Genomic DNA, 17,626 nt, shown 5'->3' on the forward strand with positions numbered 1-17,626 from the left:
AACTGTTATGAATTCTGAAATTGAAAATACTAAGTTAAAAGTCTTTTTAAGAACTGTTCTTATCGTTGTAGGATTTATCAGTTATTACATCTATTTGTATAAGTATACCTACCATGTTGAAGTCTATATTCCATATTTGATAGCATTAAATATTCTTAATATTGTAACGTTGTACATTGCAAAGAAAGTAAGCCTTAAAGTTGCAACAGGTATTATTTCTTTGACGGCCTACCTCACTTTAATGATTTTGCTTTATGCGGCAGGTTCATTAAATTCACCCGGGGCCTTTTGGATAACGGCCATTCCTGTTTTTCACGGCACTTTACTTGGACGTAAATATACAATGCCTTCATTTATTCTTTCTTTGTCTAGTATGCTTTTTCTTTATTTAATAGAGCCATATCGAGAAACTGCTTCTTTTATTAATACTTTAGAGTTTTATCAACAAGAGAAAGTCAGAAATCTTGTACTCTTTTCTTGTTTTGTTTATTTGGTAGTGAGATCATACCTTAAAATAATAAGTAATTCGCAAAAGAAAATTAGAGATAAAAATGATCAAATAGATACACTACTAAGGGTACTTGTTCACGACTTAGCATCTCCTCTAATGATACTTAAATCATATTGCAAGAAAATATTTAGTTCAACAAACTTAGATCCAAAAATTGTGCATAAATGTACAACTTCACTTGAAACAATGGATGAATTACTTGAACATGTACGTATTAATAAGGCCATTGAAGACGGAAAAATTCGATTAGAAATGGAAGTTGTTAATTTGGAAATGTGTTTGGAAGAAGTCATATTCATGCTTGAAGATAAGGCCAAGGAAAAAAATATTGATATAAAATTATCTGGTGAAAAGATTGTCACAGAAATATTTGGAAATAAGCAAATATTAAAAAATCAAGTCTTTTACAATTTACTTACCAATGCGATTAAATTTTCTTATCCTAACACTCAGATTAATGTCATAATAGAGCATGAAGAAGATATTGTTTCAGTAAGCGTTATTGATCATGGAATAGGGATGCCTAAAGATATCCAGGAAAATCTTTTTGATGTAGGATATAAAACTTCTAGAAAAGGGACAAGTGGCGAGGCGGGAACAGGTTATGGTATGGGACTTGTTAAGTCTTATCTTCAAGAAATGGGTGGAAACCTTGAGGTTGATTCTAGGCCAAAAGAAGAGAACCCACAGACTCATGGAACAACCATGAAAATATTATTTAGTGTCTATCGAAATCAAAAAATTGCGGCATAGTTAATTGAAGAATTCAAAATAAATCAATAATAAATTCACAACAATCATTAGAAAAATAATACCATAACTAATAATATTATATGTTTTTGAGTTTGTGTATGTTCCCATAATGTCTGGATCATTACACAAGTTAACAATATATATTAAAATGAGTGGTATAAGAATCCCATTTACAACTTGAGACCAGATCAGAACTTTGAATAAATTGATGTTGGGAAGAAGTACAAGTATTGCACTAATGACGATGAGAGAAGTAAAAATAGTAAAAAAGTTCGGAGCTTCTTTAAAACTTTTATCTACTCCAGACTCCCAACCCATACCTTCACAGACATAATAACTAGTTGCAAGAGGAAGTAGTGCAGCAGCAAAAAATGAAGCATTGAAAAGTCCAACTCCAAAAAGTAGAGAAGAAAATTCTCCGGCCAGAGGTCTTAGGGAAATTGCAGCATCTTTGGCATCTTTGATCGTAACTCCAGATTCAAACAGTGTGGCCGCACAACAAACAATGATAAAAATGGTGACAGATAACATGAAAAGACAACCTACAACAACATCAACCTTAGAATGCCACAAATGTTTTACTGATATACCTTTTTCAACAACAGCAGATTGGATATAAAACTGCATCCAAGGAGTTATGCTTGTTCCCAACAACCCGACAATAATTGGGAAGTCACTAATTTTAATATCAGAAACGTTTGGGACAATGATCGCTTTTGAGATTTCAAGCCAATCTGGAGAAATAATAAATCCTGAAATGATATATGAAAAATAGATAGTACAACCTAATAGAAAAATTCTCTCAACAATTTTATAGTTACCTTTTAGAATCAGTAGCCAAACTAATATACTTGAAATTGGCACTGAAATATATTTTGAGACACCAAATATTTCCCCTGCAGAAGCAATTCCAGCAAATTCTGCCATCGTATTGCCTAGATCAGCAAAAATTAGAAAAAACAAAGTGTAGAAGGTTATTTTAAGGCCATATTTTTCTCGTATCAAATCGGCCAAACCTTTTCCTGAAACAATACCCATTCTGGCCGACATTTCTTGGACCATTATGAGAGCGATTGTTATTGGAAAAAGAACCCATAGGAGTCTATATCCTGTGTTTGCTCCTGCAAGCGAGTAAGTCGCAATTCCACCTGCATCATTGTCAATATTAGCAGTAATGAGACCAGGGCCTACAATACTAAGAAGTACTATAAATTTTGCTATAAATGGAGGCCTATTTTTAAAAATCTCCACCCTCTACCTCTCATTAAGAAGCCAAGGAAGGACATCATCAACAGAGACAATTCCTAAGAGCTCATCAGTTTCGTTTACGATTGGAATATTTATTAAGTTATACTTACTCATAACACTGGCCACCTCTTTCCAATTAGAATGTGGAGGAAGAGATTTAATATCACCAGTATTCATAATGTCTGAGATTGTGACATCTTGTTTTTGAATGAGTAGTTCTTTTAATGTACAAGTTCCAAGTAGTTTATAGTCTTTATCAACAATATAGAGATCATAGACTGTTTCAAGATCATCGTGTTTTTCCTGAATTTCTTCGATTATTTGTGATCTTGTTTTCTCAGGGGAAATTTCAAAGAATTCAGTTGTCATTAATCCACCTGCAGAATTCTCTTCGTATTCAATAAGTTCAGCAATTTCTACTTGTATTTCAGTGTCTTCAATATTTGAAATGATCTCCTTAACTCTTTTTTCTTCTAGTTCACCGAGAATATCTGCCGCTTCGTCAGTTCCCATATTTTCTATGATTTTTGCTGCCTTCTCTGAGTTAGTATTTTTAAGAAGGCCAGCTTGCATATCTTGTTCTACTTCAGTTAGAGTGGCCGCTGCAAGTTCAGGATTTAATGATTTAAAGATAAGCTGTCTTCCCTTTGAATCTAGGTCTTCTAAGATATCAGCAATATCAGCAGGGTGGAGTTGACGAATATCTTCATCTCTTAAATTTATTTCAACATTTTTACTGAAAGATTTATCTGGAATTGTGTGAACAAATTTCCAGCTTATTAAAGTATCGCTTACAAGATAATTTGATTTTGGGGCAAAGATTTTAACTATAAAGTCAACAAATTTCTCTAGCTCCAATCTTCTAACCATACTCCTTAGACCAACTTCTGCGTGTGTAATTCTTAAAAATTGTCCAATTTTTATGAGTTGAATATCATTTACTCTGATAACTTTTTTTCCAGAAGTATCAACAATTTGCTTATCCAGTACAACTTTTCCCACAGGAGGATACTCGATTGTCTCCCCAGCACTTTGCCCTCCAAGGATATTTTTAAAATTCATTTTATCTATAGTTTTAGTAAATGTTCTACTTCTTCTAATTTCAGAATTTTTCTTGATAATGATTTTTTTAGGTGAAAATTCTACGACCTGGTCCCAAGTTACATAAAAAAATTGTTGATTTTGGATATAAAGCAATCCTAGCACCATTGGATAGACTTCACCATAATCAACAAACAAGTCTTTTAGTTGACCATATCTTTTACCATCTTCATTAAAAATAGGTATTCCTATTAGATTTGAAAAATGGATAACTGAATCTGTAAATTTACTGAAAATGCTCATTATATATTTCTTTTACTCTGTTTAAAAATATTGTTTTTTCTCATGTTTATCAATTTCAAAACTTCAGCAGCAGTCTCTTCAATGGCCCTATTTGTTACATTGAAGACGGCCCAGCGCTTATTTTCTTTGAATAAATCATTGGCCCACTCAACTTCTTCAACAATTTTTGCTAGCTCAGCATAATCGCCCTTAATATTTGAACCAAGATTAGAAAGTCTATTTTCTCTAATTTCTTTAAGTGATTGAGGATCAATGGTTAGTGCCATTATTTTTCGTTGATCTATCTTCCATAAGTCTTCATTTGGTCTCACTCCAGGAACTAAGGGAATATTGACGACTTTAAGTCCATGCTGTGATAAGTAAACTGACAATGGTGTTTTTGAGGTTCTTGAAATCCCAACTAATACAACATCAGCTAAATGAAGTGACTCTAAATTTCTTCCATCATCATGATTTAAAGTAAACTCCATGGCCTCAACACGTTTAAAATATTCATCATTGACTTCATGAAGTAGACCAGGGACAGACAGAGGAGATTGTTCAAATACATTCGAGAGTTGGGTTAATATTGGACCTAGTAAGTCAAGGATTCGTATATGTTTGATTCTTGCAATATTAACCACGTATTCTCTCAGTTCACTATCGACAATGGTATACACAACAAGGTCATGACCAATTGCAACTTCTGTGAAAATACTATCAATCTGTTCAATGCTCCTCACATTTTTAAACCTGGTAAAAAAAGCATCTCGGTCTTTGAACTGTGCAAGTGCTGCTCTGGTCATACTTGTTGCTGTTTCTCCAGTTCCATCAGAGATGACGACAATACGAATATTTTTACGTGGTGCTGACATATAAGACCTTTACAATAAATTAACCTTAGTAAGCTACTTATCGGTAAATCTATAAGCTATTTGACACTTTGTGTATCTGTTATTCTTTTTAATATCAAAGCGTAATAATCGGTGAAAACTAATGAATTGTCACAGGGGTCAAGCGTTATTTTGGGGGTTATTTTATTGAAAAATGTTTTCTGAGACTTGGCCAATTGCCTAGTATGAATATAGATTAGTTCATTGAGTTCTTCGATTGTTTTTATTTTACCTTGAAGAAAATCTATTGTTTCTTTAGGGCCTATACTTTTTAGGGGGCGACAAGAACTTGCATTAATTTTATTAATTATTTGAGAAATTTCATCAATTAATCCATCTTTATGCATTTGATTAATTCTGTCTTTTATCATTTGCCAATGTTTGTGTTTGTTGGGGCATAAATAGATATTCAAAAAATTCCATTGCTTATTGGCCGGTGTAGAAAAATCGTATGGGGAATTTTTATCAAATTGATTTTTTTGGTCTGATATTTTTTTACCTGAAACCCAGAAGTATTCTACAGCTCGCAAAAGTCTGTAATGATCATTAGGATGAAGCTGATTTAAAGAATCGGGATCATTTATTTTGAGAATATTGATAAAGGGTTCAATTCCTTCTTCTTTGTAGGTTTGTTCAACTTTTTGAGAAATTTCTTTTGGTGTGGTTGGAGTTTCATACATTCCTTTAATCAGGGAGCGTAGATAGAACCCGCTTCCACCAACTAATATTGGGACTATTCCTTTCGAATGTAATTCAGCAATCTTTTTTTTTGCCAATTCTACGAAATCTGATGAGTTAAAATCACTATCAATTTCAACAACACCCATAAGGTGATGAGATATACCTTCTTTTTCTTTATCGCTTGGCCTAGCAGTAGAAATAGAAGGTTCCTTGTAAAACAAAAGTGAATCGAAATTAATGATCTCACTTTTAACTTGCTGAAGATGAAAAAATTTGGCCAATTGAATAGAAAAGGTCGTTTTTCCTGAACAAGTTGGGCCAAAGATATTAATAATACAGTTCATTTAAAAAGAGTTCCTAAAAGCTCATCATCTAAAAGGATTGTACACTCGCTTAAATTTAATGCCTGGTCAAGTAAGTCCTTAGTAAGAGAAAAATTTTTAGGAAAAGTGGCCTTAATTTTTTTTATAATAGTTTTAATCTTGGAAATATTGGCCAAAGGATTTTTATCTATTTCAAGAAGAAGAGTGACAAGAAAATTATCGATATCTAATGTTTCAAGTCCCTTAGGTACAGTTCGCAAAGCATAAAGAGAATTTGAAAGTTGATCAATTTCAAGACCTTTTTTTTCTATCCATGGTAGGATCTCTTTCGTATTCTTTAACATTAATTTCAGTGGGGCACTTATAAGCAGGGGAACTATATTTTCATCAGCTATTTCATCAACAGAAAATATATTGTGTAATTGATGTTCGATAAGGTTCTGAAGTGAGATTAAATATTTTTCTTTATACAATACATAATGCTCACCTATCTTAATAATATCAATCTGTTCTTTAATGGTTGTATTTTTAAAAAATTTATCATTGAGCAAATCGATTTGTTCTGCCAATTGAATGTTTTCATCCAACTGAATTTTTTCTTGAAAACTTTCATTCTTAACACTTGGTGCTGGATTTGGATTAACTCGAATATTTTTCTTCAAGGTTGTAGAAATCAACTGATAAACGAGACCGTAATCAGTGAATTTCACATGGATCTTATTTGGGTGAACGTTGACATCCAATTGATCTTTTGGAGAATTAATAAAAATGCAATACTCACCACTCACACCTGGTCCCCAGATTTCAGATAAGTTTCCAACAATCATTTGATGTAGAGATTTATCTATAAAGTAGCGATTGTTCACAAATAGAAATTGTATTTTTTTTGAATTTCCTTTAGTTGCATTTTTAGTAAAAAAAACTTTAACTTGATATTCACGATATTCTTGATCTATTTCAACAATATCCTCAAGTTGTTTACTTATACTAAACACCTTAAATACTCTTTTTTTCCACTGAGATACTTCTACCGGAGTAAAAATTTCTTTATCTTTCTCATCCCAACTAATCGAAAATTTAATATTTGGTCTAACGAGCAAAAAACTTTGAAGTATTTTAAGAATTGCGTTTTTTTCTGCTGCCTGTGATTTATTAAACTTTAGCCTTGCAGGGGTATTGTAAAAGAGATCTTTGATAAATAAAGAAGTGCCCTGACCAGAACCACTCAGTTTAACATGTGAAAGAGTTTGACCCCCATGAATAATGATCTTTCCTCCGGTTCCATTTTTTGGATAACTTGAACAAGTAATTCTCGAAATACTGGCAATACTTGCTAAGGCCTCTCCACGAAAACCAAATGTATTTAAATGATAAAGATCTTCGAAATTTTTTATTTTTGATGTAGCGTGCCTGCAAAAGGCATAGGGAAGTTCTTCAAAAGACATACCACATCCATCATCAATAATTGAAATAAGATCCATTCCGTTATTAATTATGTGAATATTAATAAAAGAAGCTCCTGAGTCGACAGAGTTCTCGATAATTTCTTTTAATAACGCTGATGGTCTTTCAATGACCTCTCCGGCCTTAATTTGATCAATAAGATGCTCTGGCAGAAGTTCAATTCGCATTTTTGTTGTAGTATGTACTTGGCCATATTCCATGGTAGAGGTCTACCACGATGAAATAAAAAAGTCTTTTCTTACTATTCTCGGTAAAAATTAACTTGGTTACGTCCATTTTGCTTTGATTTATAAACAGACTTATCGGCCCGAATAAATAAATCTTTTCCAGTGAGCACACCTTTTCTATAATCTGAGACACCAATTGAGAGTGTTACCGGAAGTCTTTCATCTTTGTAAACAAACTCATATTCTTCAACGACTTTTCTAAGACGTTCAGCGATTTCAAAGGATTGCTTTAAGTTTGTTTTCGGTAAAAGAATGACAAATTCTTCACCTCCCCAGCGGGCGAAAACGTCCATATTTCTCACAGCGTTGCTTCGTATGACATTTGCTAATTCAGCTAGCACAAAGTCTCCTGCGTCATGTCCGTAATTGTCATTAAGTTTTTTAAAGAAATCTATATCAAACAAAATAAGAGAAAGAGGGTCTCCTGTTACTTTTGACTTTTTAACTTCAAGTGTTATTGCATTGTCAAAATAACCTTTATTAAAACATTTTGTCAGACCATCAGTATTAGCTTCCATATTCAGCTTATCATATGTCAGTCTTTCAGGATCACCCTTAGGGAGGTATTTCATCGCGATACTACCAATTTTAATTATATCTCCCCTGCCAAGTTTAATGGCCTGCTCAACTTTTTTATTGTTGAGGTAGGTTCCATTTTTTGAACCACAATCTTGGAGAACGTACTCACCATTATTTTCTATGAGCTCAAGATGTTTTCTTGAAACTCCCTGAAACTCTAAAGGGATTGTCGTGTTTGCACTTCTGCCTACACTTATTTCTGGATCAACTAAGTCAAACATTGTTCCATTTAAATCTCCCCCAACGATTAGAAGGGCAGCGGGTTTTTCTTCAGCTTCTCTTTCAGCTGTACTTAGTGCTGATTTTATATCGGTTAAGATAATTGTCGAGTCTTCTGGACGGGTTTTGTTTTTTTCGTTCATTCAATTTCCTTCTGAACACCATTTAGAATGTACATTAATTTTATCCTTAGGAAATTTTAATTTCAATAGGGCATCTTATCAGGAGGCACCAAAGTAAAGTACTTGATTTAAATACTTTTTAATGTATGACAACGATAAACTGGCAAAAATTTAGGACGAAATTCTGATTACTTAATGGAGAAAAGGACTATCTAACTATTCGAATTCACGCTTCTATCAACAATATAGTAGAATCAAAGCATGAGCTTAATTTATACTCATTTAATTTTAATTTTAAGTTTGACTTTGATTTTTGTATCATGTGGAAAAGGAAAAATCGAAGTTAGTTCGGTTTCAAATAGTGATGATACAATTGTTAGCAACGATCAGTATTATCTCAAATTTGTTAATTTTCCAATCCATTCAAAAATGAATACAGTGATTTCTCCAACAATTATCGTGGAAGTTGTCAATCAAAATGGAAACAAAGTGTCCGATTACAATGGTCAAATTACTCTTTCAATAGATCAGACATATGACCCAAGTTTAGGAAATGCAACTCTTCAAGGAACTCTCACTCAAGTAGTTATAAATGGGGTCGCTTCATTTAATGATATTATGCTTGATACTGCCGGTTTTTCGTACAAAGTAACTGCTTCTAGCACTGGACTATCAAGTATATCTTCTCATGAATTTGACATATTTCCATCCAATCCAGTTTATAGATCAATGGGTTTTAATTCCACATCAGCTCTACAAACAGATAATTCTACAATTGATTTTGATATTGTAGATAATGTAATAACTTTTTCAGAAGATATATCAACGAATGTTGGAATTGGAGATATTATTCAATATGATTTTGATTCAAATACTATAATTGATACTTCAGACAAACTTGCGGTGATCTATGGTAGATTTAGTAAATCTTCTTTTGCTGTAAAATCAATTACAGGTCAATCTTTAAGTAATATTTCAGGAGTTCTAACATGGTCGATTTTTAGAGCATACACTAGTTTTAGTAATGCGGATGCCGGAATAGAAAACACTGGAATCGATACAGATCTAGTTGATTTTGATACACACTCTCAGGGTGAGGATCTGGTAAGTGCTGATGTTGTCTGGAATGTTGCACTTTACGCTGACTCCAACGAAATTCAAGATAGAACAGTTATAGAAGGTTGGACTACGGATAGTTCTCATTATTTGAGATTTTATACACCTTTTTCTTCTCTAGATGTTTACAGTTCCCAAAGGCATGCAGGAAAGTGGAGTGAACAGGCCTATCAAATTAGGAGTACATATTGTGATTATGGCCTTAAAATTAGAGATAAATTTGTACATTTAGAGGGAATGCAAATTGATTCCTATCAATGTTCAACTGGTTATTCACCTACTGCAATTTGGGGAACACCATTATCAGGAATAATTCATATTAGAGATAATATTATTAGAAACTCCCAAGCGGCCTCTGTTACTTCTGTTAGCACAGGAAAACCTATAGGTATAAATATTGAGGGGGCTTCAGCTTCTATATGGTATGTTTATAATAATATAATCTATGATTTCTACAGAGATGATGGAAATGGTACAGGGATAAGAACAACATATTCTCAAGAACATATCTATAATAATACACTTATAAATAACTGGGTTGGGATAAATGCAACTAATAATGGAAGTACAGTAATAAATAATATTGTACAAGATTCAGTTACAGATTTTACGGGTACTTTTTTGTCTGGTAGTTCTTATAATATTTCTGATATCTCCACACCACCTGGAACTAATCCTCAAACAGGTACTGTTTTATTTTTAGATAAATTAAATCATGATTATTCGCTTGATTCAGCTGATACAATTGCAACAGAAGGTGGAACAAATCTATCAGGAGTTGTAAGCTTTCCTTTTTTTCGTGATATTTCAGGTTCACCTAGGGGTACGAATTGGAATATTGGGGCCCATTAAAAAATGTATGTTTATAGGTCTGAATTTTTCCTAAAAGAAGTTCTACAGAACTGATAAAAATTACCTGATGATTGTAAACATCGAATTATTGTATTAGAAACAAGGCGTATATGTGAGGGAACTATGAATAAAATATATTTACTTGCCTTGACCTTAGTTATTCTACTACAAAACGCTTTTGCATCAGGATCTATTGAGAGCAAAATACTCAAAAAGTGGGACGAATTTTTCGAGCTTGAAAATGAAACAATTATTAAATTGATTAAAAATAACACTAGAAAAAGCGTTGTTGAATATTTAAATTTGACATGTGATTCTGAAAATAAAGTAAGTAGAGTAGAGTCTCAATTAAAACACTACCCAATTGATCCCTTAACAAACTATTCATTTTCTGATCCATATTCCTATACACCGTTTATCGATTATTCTTATCTTTTCAGTTATTACAAAATGAGTACTAAAGAAGGCCCATTGTGTGATTTTGTCATTGATAAAAATGGGGATCTTCAAGCAGACGAAGTAACGTGTGAGAGAGAGGCTTTAAATACTACCTATCTTCTTGATATGTGTTGTAGAAAATCAGACTGCCCTGAAGAGCTTAATGCTAACTTTGATCAATCTGAGACAACAGAAATATAGTCTGAAGGCCAAAATATTCGAATCCCAAAAATCAATGTAGCCTATAAGAGTGATCAACATCTATTTTGTGAACAGTAATTACAAAGTCATTGTTGTCTAGTTCATAAATGACTCGACCTTTTTCACTTAATCTTGAAGAGTAGAGTATTTCATTATTTGGCCCGGTCATTATAAGTTTATGATGTCGTTGTCCTTTTGAAAGACCTTTTGGGCCATAGTTTTCAATTGTTTTTTTCCATGAATTATAACGAGCAACAAACTCAGGGTGAATACCTCGTAAAAGAGAAGATGAAACTTTGTCCTCATTTACTTTGTATGGAGTAAGTGGTGTAAATAAGACGAGCTCCTCACAACGTTTTGAATCTCCCTTATGTGAATTTTTGCTATTTCCTTGAATTGCAAACCGAAGATGAGTCGTTTTATAAGGTGTTAATTCTAAAATCCGAATATATACATGAAAACCAATACGCTCAATTTTATATTTCACATCAAAAAACTTCTTAAAACTTTTTGTTTTCATTGTTCCACTTAATGTGTCTAAATCGTATGCATATTCATAGTCAGATAATTTATTGATAAAACCATGATACTTTTTGTATACCTGTGGGTCATTTTGAATTTGCAGTAAAATTTTCTTTATTGCTGAGTCATCAATTGTTATTTTCACTTGATCTCTAGGAGGCGTCTTCAAAGGGGCCGGTATAAATAGTTTTTGAGCATCAACGACTACATCTTTCGTTTCAATATGATTTTGACGGGCATTTGTAAAATAATTGAGTGCTTCTTTTCTATTTTTAATTTCTGGCCTTGCCAAAAAATCTCTGGCCAGAGGAGTTTTTAAAACATCAATGCGTATTTTCCATTCTTCATATTTTTGAGTAGAAATTAATTCAAGAGCATATAATTCATCAAGGAAATTATTTAAAATTGAAAAGTCCCAACTATAATCCAATTGAATAAGATCATCGATGGAATCTTCCAAGACTTTATTAAGAGAAGACGATTTATTGATATCTTTTTTTAATGCTTGATGTGTTTTCCTAATAAAATGAATTGGTAATTGATCTATGAGATTTAATAGATGATTTCCATTTTGAAGTGAAAGGTTTCCAAAAACATTTCTTAAAACCTCTTTACTGTAAGCTCCACTTCCCATTGGATTAGAAAAACCGGACCCCAATGTTTTCTCTTCAAAAGAAATGACATATTGATTAAAAACATCTGAAGACAGTGGAAACTTTAGTAAGTTATATAATTTGGGTAGCAACTCTGAGTTTTCAACTGCTAACTCAAAATTGTCAAATCCTGGATAACCAGATTTATGGGCCAATTCAAACATTCCATAGAATAGCTTATAGTATTTTAGGGCCGTTTCGACTTCGTAGATAGTTGAATTTAATTCTGAAATATTTAAATCCAATTTTTTTACAATATCACTAAACCAAAGATAGTGATCAAGGTTAAAATTATGGTCTTGATAAGAATGAGAAAGTTTGTATGCAAACATTCCAACAAAAGCATTTGGCCAAACATCATTTTCATTTTTGTAAGACATGACAATTTTAGGTAATTCATTCATGGTGAATTTCAAAAGATTTTCATTTGAAGGAGATTTGAAATTGGGGATATTGAAAACCTTTTTGGAAAATTTCGCATCTAGGAGTTGAAGTGTTTTAGATTTATTTAAACGTGTTCCTATGTTATTTCCAAGTTTATTAACCTTCTTAATTTGTGATTCCATGATGTTAGAAAAATTAACTAAAATATTGAAGATATTGTTTTTATTGATTAATTCTTGAGACTCCAATTTAGAGAGATCAACACCAATGCTCTTTAGTGCCTTAATACTTGTCATGCTGTATTCATTTACCATTTGTTGGGCAATAAAATCTGCTGTAAGTAGCTTTTTTGGAATACTTTTTTTGAACATAGACAATTGTTCCTTATTATTTAAGGCCAAAATCGCAGTGCTCATCAAATCTGCAATAAAACTTTTACCAATCGTCATAAACATATAGAAGTGGTAATCAATTTTCCAACCATTGATCTCACATTTTGTCACATATTTTTGGAATATTTCATCAGCTTTTTCTCCAGATGAAATTAAAATCTCATTAGCTTTTACCCAATCTTCAATAAATATTGAATCCGTAAAAATTGAGGACCATCTAAAAAAATCGCTAAGATTAGATTCCTGAAGAGCTAATCTAAAGTCAAATGCTAAGAAAAATCGTGTGTATGGTGTAAAATCTAACTGTGTAATGTTGTGTTCATCGAAGAATATACTGTATTTGGGCGAAAGAGGAATAAAATCTCCTAACCCATAATTAGGATCAACATCTCTAAGAAATTTACTGCCTTCCAATGTGTTTACTGAATGATTTGAAAAAATCTCTGTTGGGTTAATTATCTGTCCATAATCTAAAACAAGCATAGAGAGATCTTCTTCATTTTTTGAAAAATGGTTCAATGTATCGATAATTTTATTCAATATAATTTGGTAGGGATAGTCTGTATCAATCTTCTTAACTGATTTTAGTCCATTTATTGTTTTGCTTATGAGTTCAGGAGGATAAAAACCTTGGGCCATTAAATCTGCTAAACTTGAAAGACTTCCAACAGAAACTCCAGGTATTCCATTTGGATCAATTCCACCTAATTCCAAATTCAAGAGTCCTTGATAATTTTTTGTCTTTTTAAGTTGTGATGGATCAGATATTGCAATGAAGTTATTTTTTAAAACTTGTAGAAGAGTTTCTTTAAGAGAATAATAATCATCTGAGTCTGCTAGTTTTGCCTTGATAACAACTTGATCGTTTTTGATTGAGTCTTCATCTGCTGAATAAACACAAAGGGAAATCAAAGAAAATACATGTACTAAAAAAATAGATAAATTCATAGAATCCAAACTTTTAAAAATAAGCGGAATTTATAGCATTTAATGATGAAAACTAATAATTTGAGTGAAACATAAGAGCGAAAAATTGTAAAAAATTTATCACAAAGAGAAAAATTATTGAGAAAATCAATAAATTAAATTTTAAGTCAACAGAATTTCTACAGCTGTTTTCTTCCCAAGAGCAACTCCTGGCTGATCAAAAGCATTTATATTGAATACTTCTCCCATTGCAGCTGTAAGAGTCTCAAAATATAAAATCATAGCTCCAATATTATGCTCATTTAATTCTGATGGTCTTAAATAATTAAACGGCCGCCCTTTTTGTTCTAAGGCCCTCATTGTTCCCCTAAGTTCAGCATGAATGATATGAGAGAGTCCATGTGGAGAAATAAGCTCAAAGGTATTACCATCAAGATCATTTTCTAACGAGAAATCATGTGAAAAATTATCAATCCCTATGAAAAAAATATATTTGTTTCTTGGGCCATCCATAAAAAGCTGCATTTGAGAATGTTGATCAGATGCTCCAACGGCCGCAATAGGTGTTAATCCTATTTCTACTGTTTGGTTGTCTCTATCTTTTTCTTTACCTAAAGATTCGGCCCAAAGTTGGACAAACCAATCAGAAAAAGATTTTAACCTGGAGCTATAAGGCATCAAAACAGTTTCATTTATCTTTTTATCATAGAAATATTTGAGAATTAGACTTTGGTGAATAATATCCGAATTTTCTTGTTTAGTATAAAATTCATCTATGATTTCTTGTGCACCATCAAAAAAGGCCTTGACCGAGTGACCAGCAAATATTGTTGGTATCATTCCTACTGCAGTTAAAACAGAAAATCTTCCACCAATATTTTGAGGAATTTCAATTGATTGGATATTCCACTTTTTTGAAAGGTTGTTCAGTTGGCCATTATTATTTTCAGTACAAAATAAAAAATAATCCTTATATTGCGATTCTGAAATACCTGCATCATTCAGAAGATTTTTTAATATAACCAAACAAGAGAGTGTTTCAATGGTGTCTCCTGATTTTGAAACAACATAGAAAAGAGTTTTTTTCAAATCAATCGCGGAAACAGTTGCATAGAATTCATCGGGGTCAACGTTATCAATAAAATGAAAAGAAATATCTCTTTTCTTTGGAAGTGCAGATAAAATCATTTTAGGGCCTAAAGATGATCCTCCAATCCCCAGTAAAACAAAATGCTTTTTATCTTCAAAACGTTCAAGAAGTCTTACATATTCTGCTTCATCTGGAGCAAAATCGTTAAGTCTAAAAAATCCAATTTTAGAATTTTTGAGCGTCATATCTAGTGATTCAAATAGCTTTTTTTTGGTTGTATTTGAGAAAGTAACACTATCAGAAAGTTTGCAGAATTGATTTTGTAACGCCATCATTATTCCTATGAATACTCTTTTTTTAATTCTCTTGAAATGATTACCCGTTGAATTTGATTAGTTCCTTCTACAATTTGTAAAACTTTTGCATCTCTCATAAACCTCTCTACGGGATACTCGGATGTGTAGCCCACTCCTCCGAATATTTGTACAGCATCTGTTGTCACATTCATGCAGACATCTGTCGCTTTTGCTTTGGCCATGGCCGCAAATTTCTGTCTTAAATTTCCAGAATCATACTGTTTTGCCGCTTCATGAACGAGTAGTCTTGAGCACTCTGTTTCTGTGGCCATGTCTGAAAGCATAAACTGTATACCCTGGAATTCAAAAATCTGTTGTGAAAACTGCTTTCTTTCTAGAGAATATAGGACGGCCTTATCTAGCGCAACTTGAGATAACCCAACAGCAATAGCTCCAATAGTAATTCTTCCGCGTACTAGGGCCGAAAGAGCTATTTTAAGTCCATCTCCTTGTTTACAGAGTAGATTTTCTTCGGGAATAAAGCAATTTTGAAAAATAAGCTCACAAGTAGGGGAGACTTTCCAACCCATCTTCTTTTCTTTTTTTCCAATCGTAAATCCAGGGGTATTTTCCTTTACAATGAAAGCTGATATTCCTTTGGATCCATCAACTGATGTTCTGGCCATTACAATATATGTTTTGGCAATACCCGCCGAAGTGATAAACATCTTAGAACCATTGAGAATGTACCCATCAGTCGTTTTTTTAGCAGTGGTCTGTAAGGCCGCTGCATCTGAACCAGATCCAGATTCAGTTAAAGCAAAGGCCCCAATAGATTTTCCAGAAATTAAATCTGGTAGATATGTTTCTTTTTGATCGTCATTTCCATATTGATTAATAATTGAGGCAACCATTGTGGAAACTGAAAGTGTCACTGCGTAAGAAACTGAGTATTTTGCAATTGTCTCAAGTGTATAGCAAAAATCTAAATAAGATAATTCAGATCCTCCAAATGTTGAAGGAAGTGGTATGCCAGTAAGTCCTAATTCTCCAAAACCAATGTAAACTTCACTGCGAAAAAAACTTTGTTCCTCGTCTTGTTCGAGAGTTGGAAGGATTGAAGTCTGGCAATATTTATTTATTTGATCTATGAGTGTTTTTTGCAGCTCGTTCATTATTTAGATGCCTCTTTTAAAAGATTTTTAGCGATTATCATAATCATGACTTCATTTGTACCAGCTCCTATTTCATTGAGTTTATTATCTCTCATGAGTCTCTCAACAGGAAATTCACGACTATAACCATATCCACCATGGAGTTGAATTGCGTCAAGTGCAATTTTGGTGGCCATCTTGGGCAGGGCCAGTTTTACCTTTGCAGCAGAGACAGGCCCTAATGTTCCTTTCAAATCATATTCTTTTGTAGAAGTATAGAGAAACGACCTCATCATATCAGTTTCAGTAGACATTTCAGCAATCATTTTTTGAATAAGTTGATAATTTCCAATTGATTTACCAAATTGTTTTCGTTCATTTGCATATTTAAGGCAATGGTCTACACATGCTTGTGCTATACCAAGTGATATTCCTGAAATAGTGAATCGTTCTATCTCAAGGTTTCTCATCATATGATAGGTCGAATGCCCTTCTTCTCCAACTCTATTTGCCATTGGAACAGAAGTGTTATCAAAAATAAGCTCACCTGTTGGAGAAGCTCGCATTCCCATTTTATGAATTGGTTTTCCAGCAGAAAAATGTCCTTTACTTTTTTCAAGAATAAAGGTTGTTAAATCTTTTTTTGCTTGTCCTGTTCTTGTATAGACATATGCAATATCGGCGAACTGTGCGTTAGTGATCCACATTTTGGAACCGTTAATTTTGTATTGATTCCCATCTATTTTTGCTTTGGTTTGAATTCCTAATGCATCTGAACCAAACTCAGGTTCACTCATTCCCATACAACCAATATGTTCTCCAGAAATAAGCTTTGGGAGATAGAGTTCTTTTTGTTCGGAGGAAGCATTGTGTTGAATATTGTTTATGCAAAGCATACTATGTGCAAGATAACTTAAGGTTGTGGCCGGACAAACCTTGCCAAACTCTTCCATAGCAATACTTGCAGCTGTTGCTCCTAAACCAGCACCACCATATTCAGGATCTGCAGTTATCCCATGTACGCCTATTTCTCCCATTTTTTTAAAAGCATTGAGATTGAAACTCTCTTCATTGTCATGTTTTTCAGCAAACGGAGCTAATTCATTTTTGGCAAATTCAGCACAAACATTTTTTAGCTCTTTCTCTTCAGGAGAAAAAAACCACATAGATACCTCATCATTTTTTTACTAATGGTCTTTAAAAAAGATCTAAACTTTCTTATACCAATTGGCCTATCTTCTGACATTCGCAAGGCGTT

At 33.0% G+C, this 17,626-nt stretch carries 13 protein-coding genes; 3 read left to right on the forward strand and 10 right to left on the reverse strand.

The window, feature by feature from the left end; all coding sequences use genetic code 11:
• The first annotated feature begins 7 nt into the window (after window positions 1–7).
• Complete coding sequence (locus H6622_17420) at window positions 8–1,264, forward strand: HAMP domain-containing histidine kinase (protein ID MCB9063309.1); 1,257 nt, start codon at window positions 8–10, stop codon at window positions 1,262–1,264.
• Here the strand turns inward: H6622_17420 and H6622_17425 are convergent, their stop codons facing one another.
• From H6622_17425 to H6622_17450, 6 genes are read right to left on the reverse strand one after another with little or no spacing between them, the layout of a single operon-like run.
• Window positions 1,265–2,509 carry an Nramp family divalent metal transporter gene (locus H6622_17425; GenBank protein MCB9063310.1) on the reverse strand — a complete coding sequence of 415 codons (1,245 nt, stop codon included), beginning with the start codon at window positions 2,507–2,509 and terminating at the stop codon, window positions 1,265–1,267. It lies immediately after the preceding gene.
• Window positions 2,510–2,518: 9 nt separating this feature from the next.
• Window positions 2,519–3,856 carry a magnesium transporter gene (locus tag H6622_17430; protein ID MCB9063311.1) on the reverse strand — a complete coding sequence of 446 codons (1,338 nt, stop codon included), beginning with the start codon at window positions 3,854–3,856 and terminating at the stop codon, window positions 2,519–2,521.
• The gene (locus tag H6622_17435; protein MCB9063312.1) at window positions 3,856–4,710 is read right to left on the reverse strand and encodes a kinase/pyrophosphorylase; all 855 of its coding nucleotides are present in this window, start codon (window positions 4,708–4,710) and stop codon (window positions 3,856–3,858) included. The genes H6622_17430 and H6622_17435 overlap by 1 nt, the downstream gene beginning before the upstream one ends.
• A 56-nt stretch (window positions 4,711–4,766) precedes the next feature.
• Window positions 4,767–5,753 carry a tRNA (adenosine(37)-N6)-dimethylallyltransferase MiaA gene (gene miaA, locus H6622_17440; GenBank protein ID MCB9063313.1) on the reverse strand — a complete coding sequence of 329 codons (987 nt, stop codon included), beginning with the start codon at window positions 5,751–5,753 and terminating at the stop codon, window positions 4,767–4,769.
• Window positions 5,750–7,396 carry a DNA mismatch repair endonuclease MutL gene (gene mutL, locus H6622_17445; protein ID MCB9063314.1) on the reverse strand — a complete coding sequence of 549 codons (1,647 nt, stop codon included), beginning with the start codon at window positions 7,394–7,396 and terminating at the stop codon, window positions 5,750–5,752. The genes miaA and mutL overlap by 4 nt, the downstream gene beginning before the upstream one ends.
• Window positions 7,397–7,437: 41 nt before the next feature.
• Complete coding sequence (locus H6622_17450; protein ID MCB9063315.1) at window positions 7,438–8,364, reverse strand: GGDEF domain-containing protein; 927 nt, start codon at window positions 8,362–8,364, stop codon at window positions 7,438–7,440.
• Between the two features lie 240 nt (window positions 8,365–8,604).
• Here H6622_17450 and H6622_17455 point away from each other — a divergent pair, with 240 nt between their 5' ends.
• Together H6622_17455 and H6622_17460 are read left to right on the forward strand one after the other, a co-directional pair.
• On the forward strand, window positions 8,605–10,311 hold the full coding sequence (locus tag H6622_17455) for a hypothetical protein (GenBank protein MCB9063316.1): 1,707 nt from the start codon (window positions 8,605–8,607) through the stop codon (window positions 10,309–10,311).
• Between the two features lie 123 nt (window positions 10,312–10,434).
• The gene (locus H6622_17460; GenBank protein ID MCB9063317.1) at window positions 10,435–10,950 is read left to right on the forward strand and encodes a hypothetical protein; all 516 of its coding nucleotides are present in this window, start codon (window positions 10,435–10,437) and stop codon (window positions 10,948–10,950) included.
• Between the two features lie 31 nt (window positions 10,951–10,981).
• Here H6622_17460 and H6622_17465 read toward each other — a convergent pair whose 3' ends face one another.
• The 4 genes from H6622_17465 to H6622_17480 form a co-directional block, all read right to left on the reverse strand.
• Entirely contained in the window at window positions 10,982–13,849 is a 2,868-nt protein-coding gene (locus H6622_17465) for a hypothetical protein (protein MCB9063318.1), read from the reverse strand.
• 141 nt (window positions 13,850–13,990) lie between these two features.
• Window positions 13,991–15,250, reverse strand: coding sequence for a hypothetical protein (locus H6622_17470; GenBank protein ID MCB9063319.1), 1,260 nt, complete (start codon window positions 15,248–15,250; stop codon window positions 13,991–13,993).
• Window positions 15,251–15,258: 8 nt separating this feature from the next.
• Window positions 15,259–16,389 (reverse strand): acyl-CoA dehydrogenase family protein, encoded by a 1,131-nt coding sequence (locus H6622_17475; protein ID MCB9063320.1) that lies wholly within the window; start codon window positions 16,387–16,389, stop codon window positions 15,259–15,261.
• On the reverse strand, window positions 16,389–17,534 hold the full coding sequence (locus H6622_17480; protein MCB9063321.1) for an acyl-CoA dehydrogenase family protein: 1,146 nt from the start codon (window positions 17,532–17,534) through the stop codon (window positions 16,389–16,391). Before H6622_17480 ends, H6622_17475 begins: the two co-directional genes overlap by 1 nt.
• Window positions 17,535–17,626: the final 92 nt, after the last annotated feature.

The organism is Halobacteriovoraceae bacterium, assembly GCA_020635115.1.
Classification (GTDB): Bacteria; Bdellovibrionota; Bacteriovoracia; order Bacteriovoracales; family Bacteriovoracaceae; genus JACKAK01.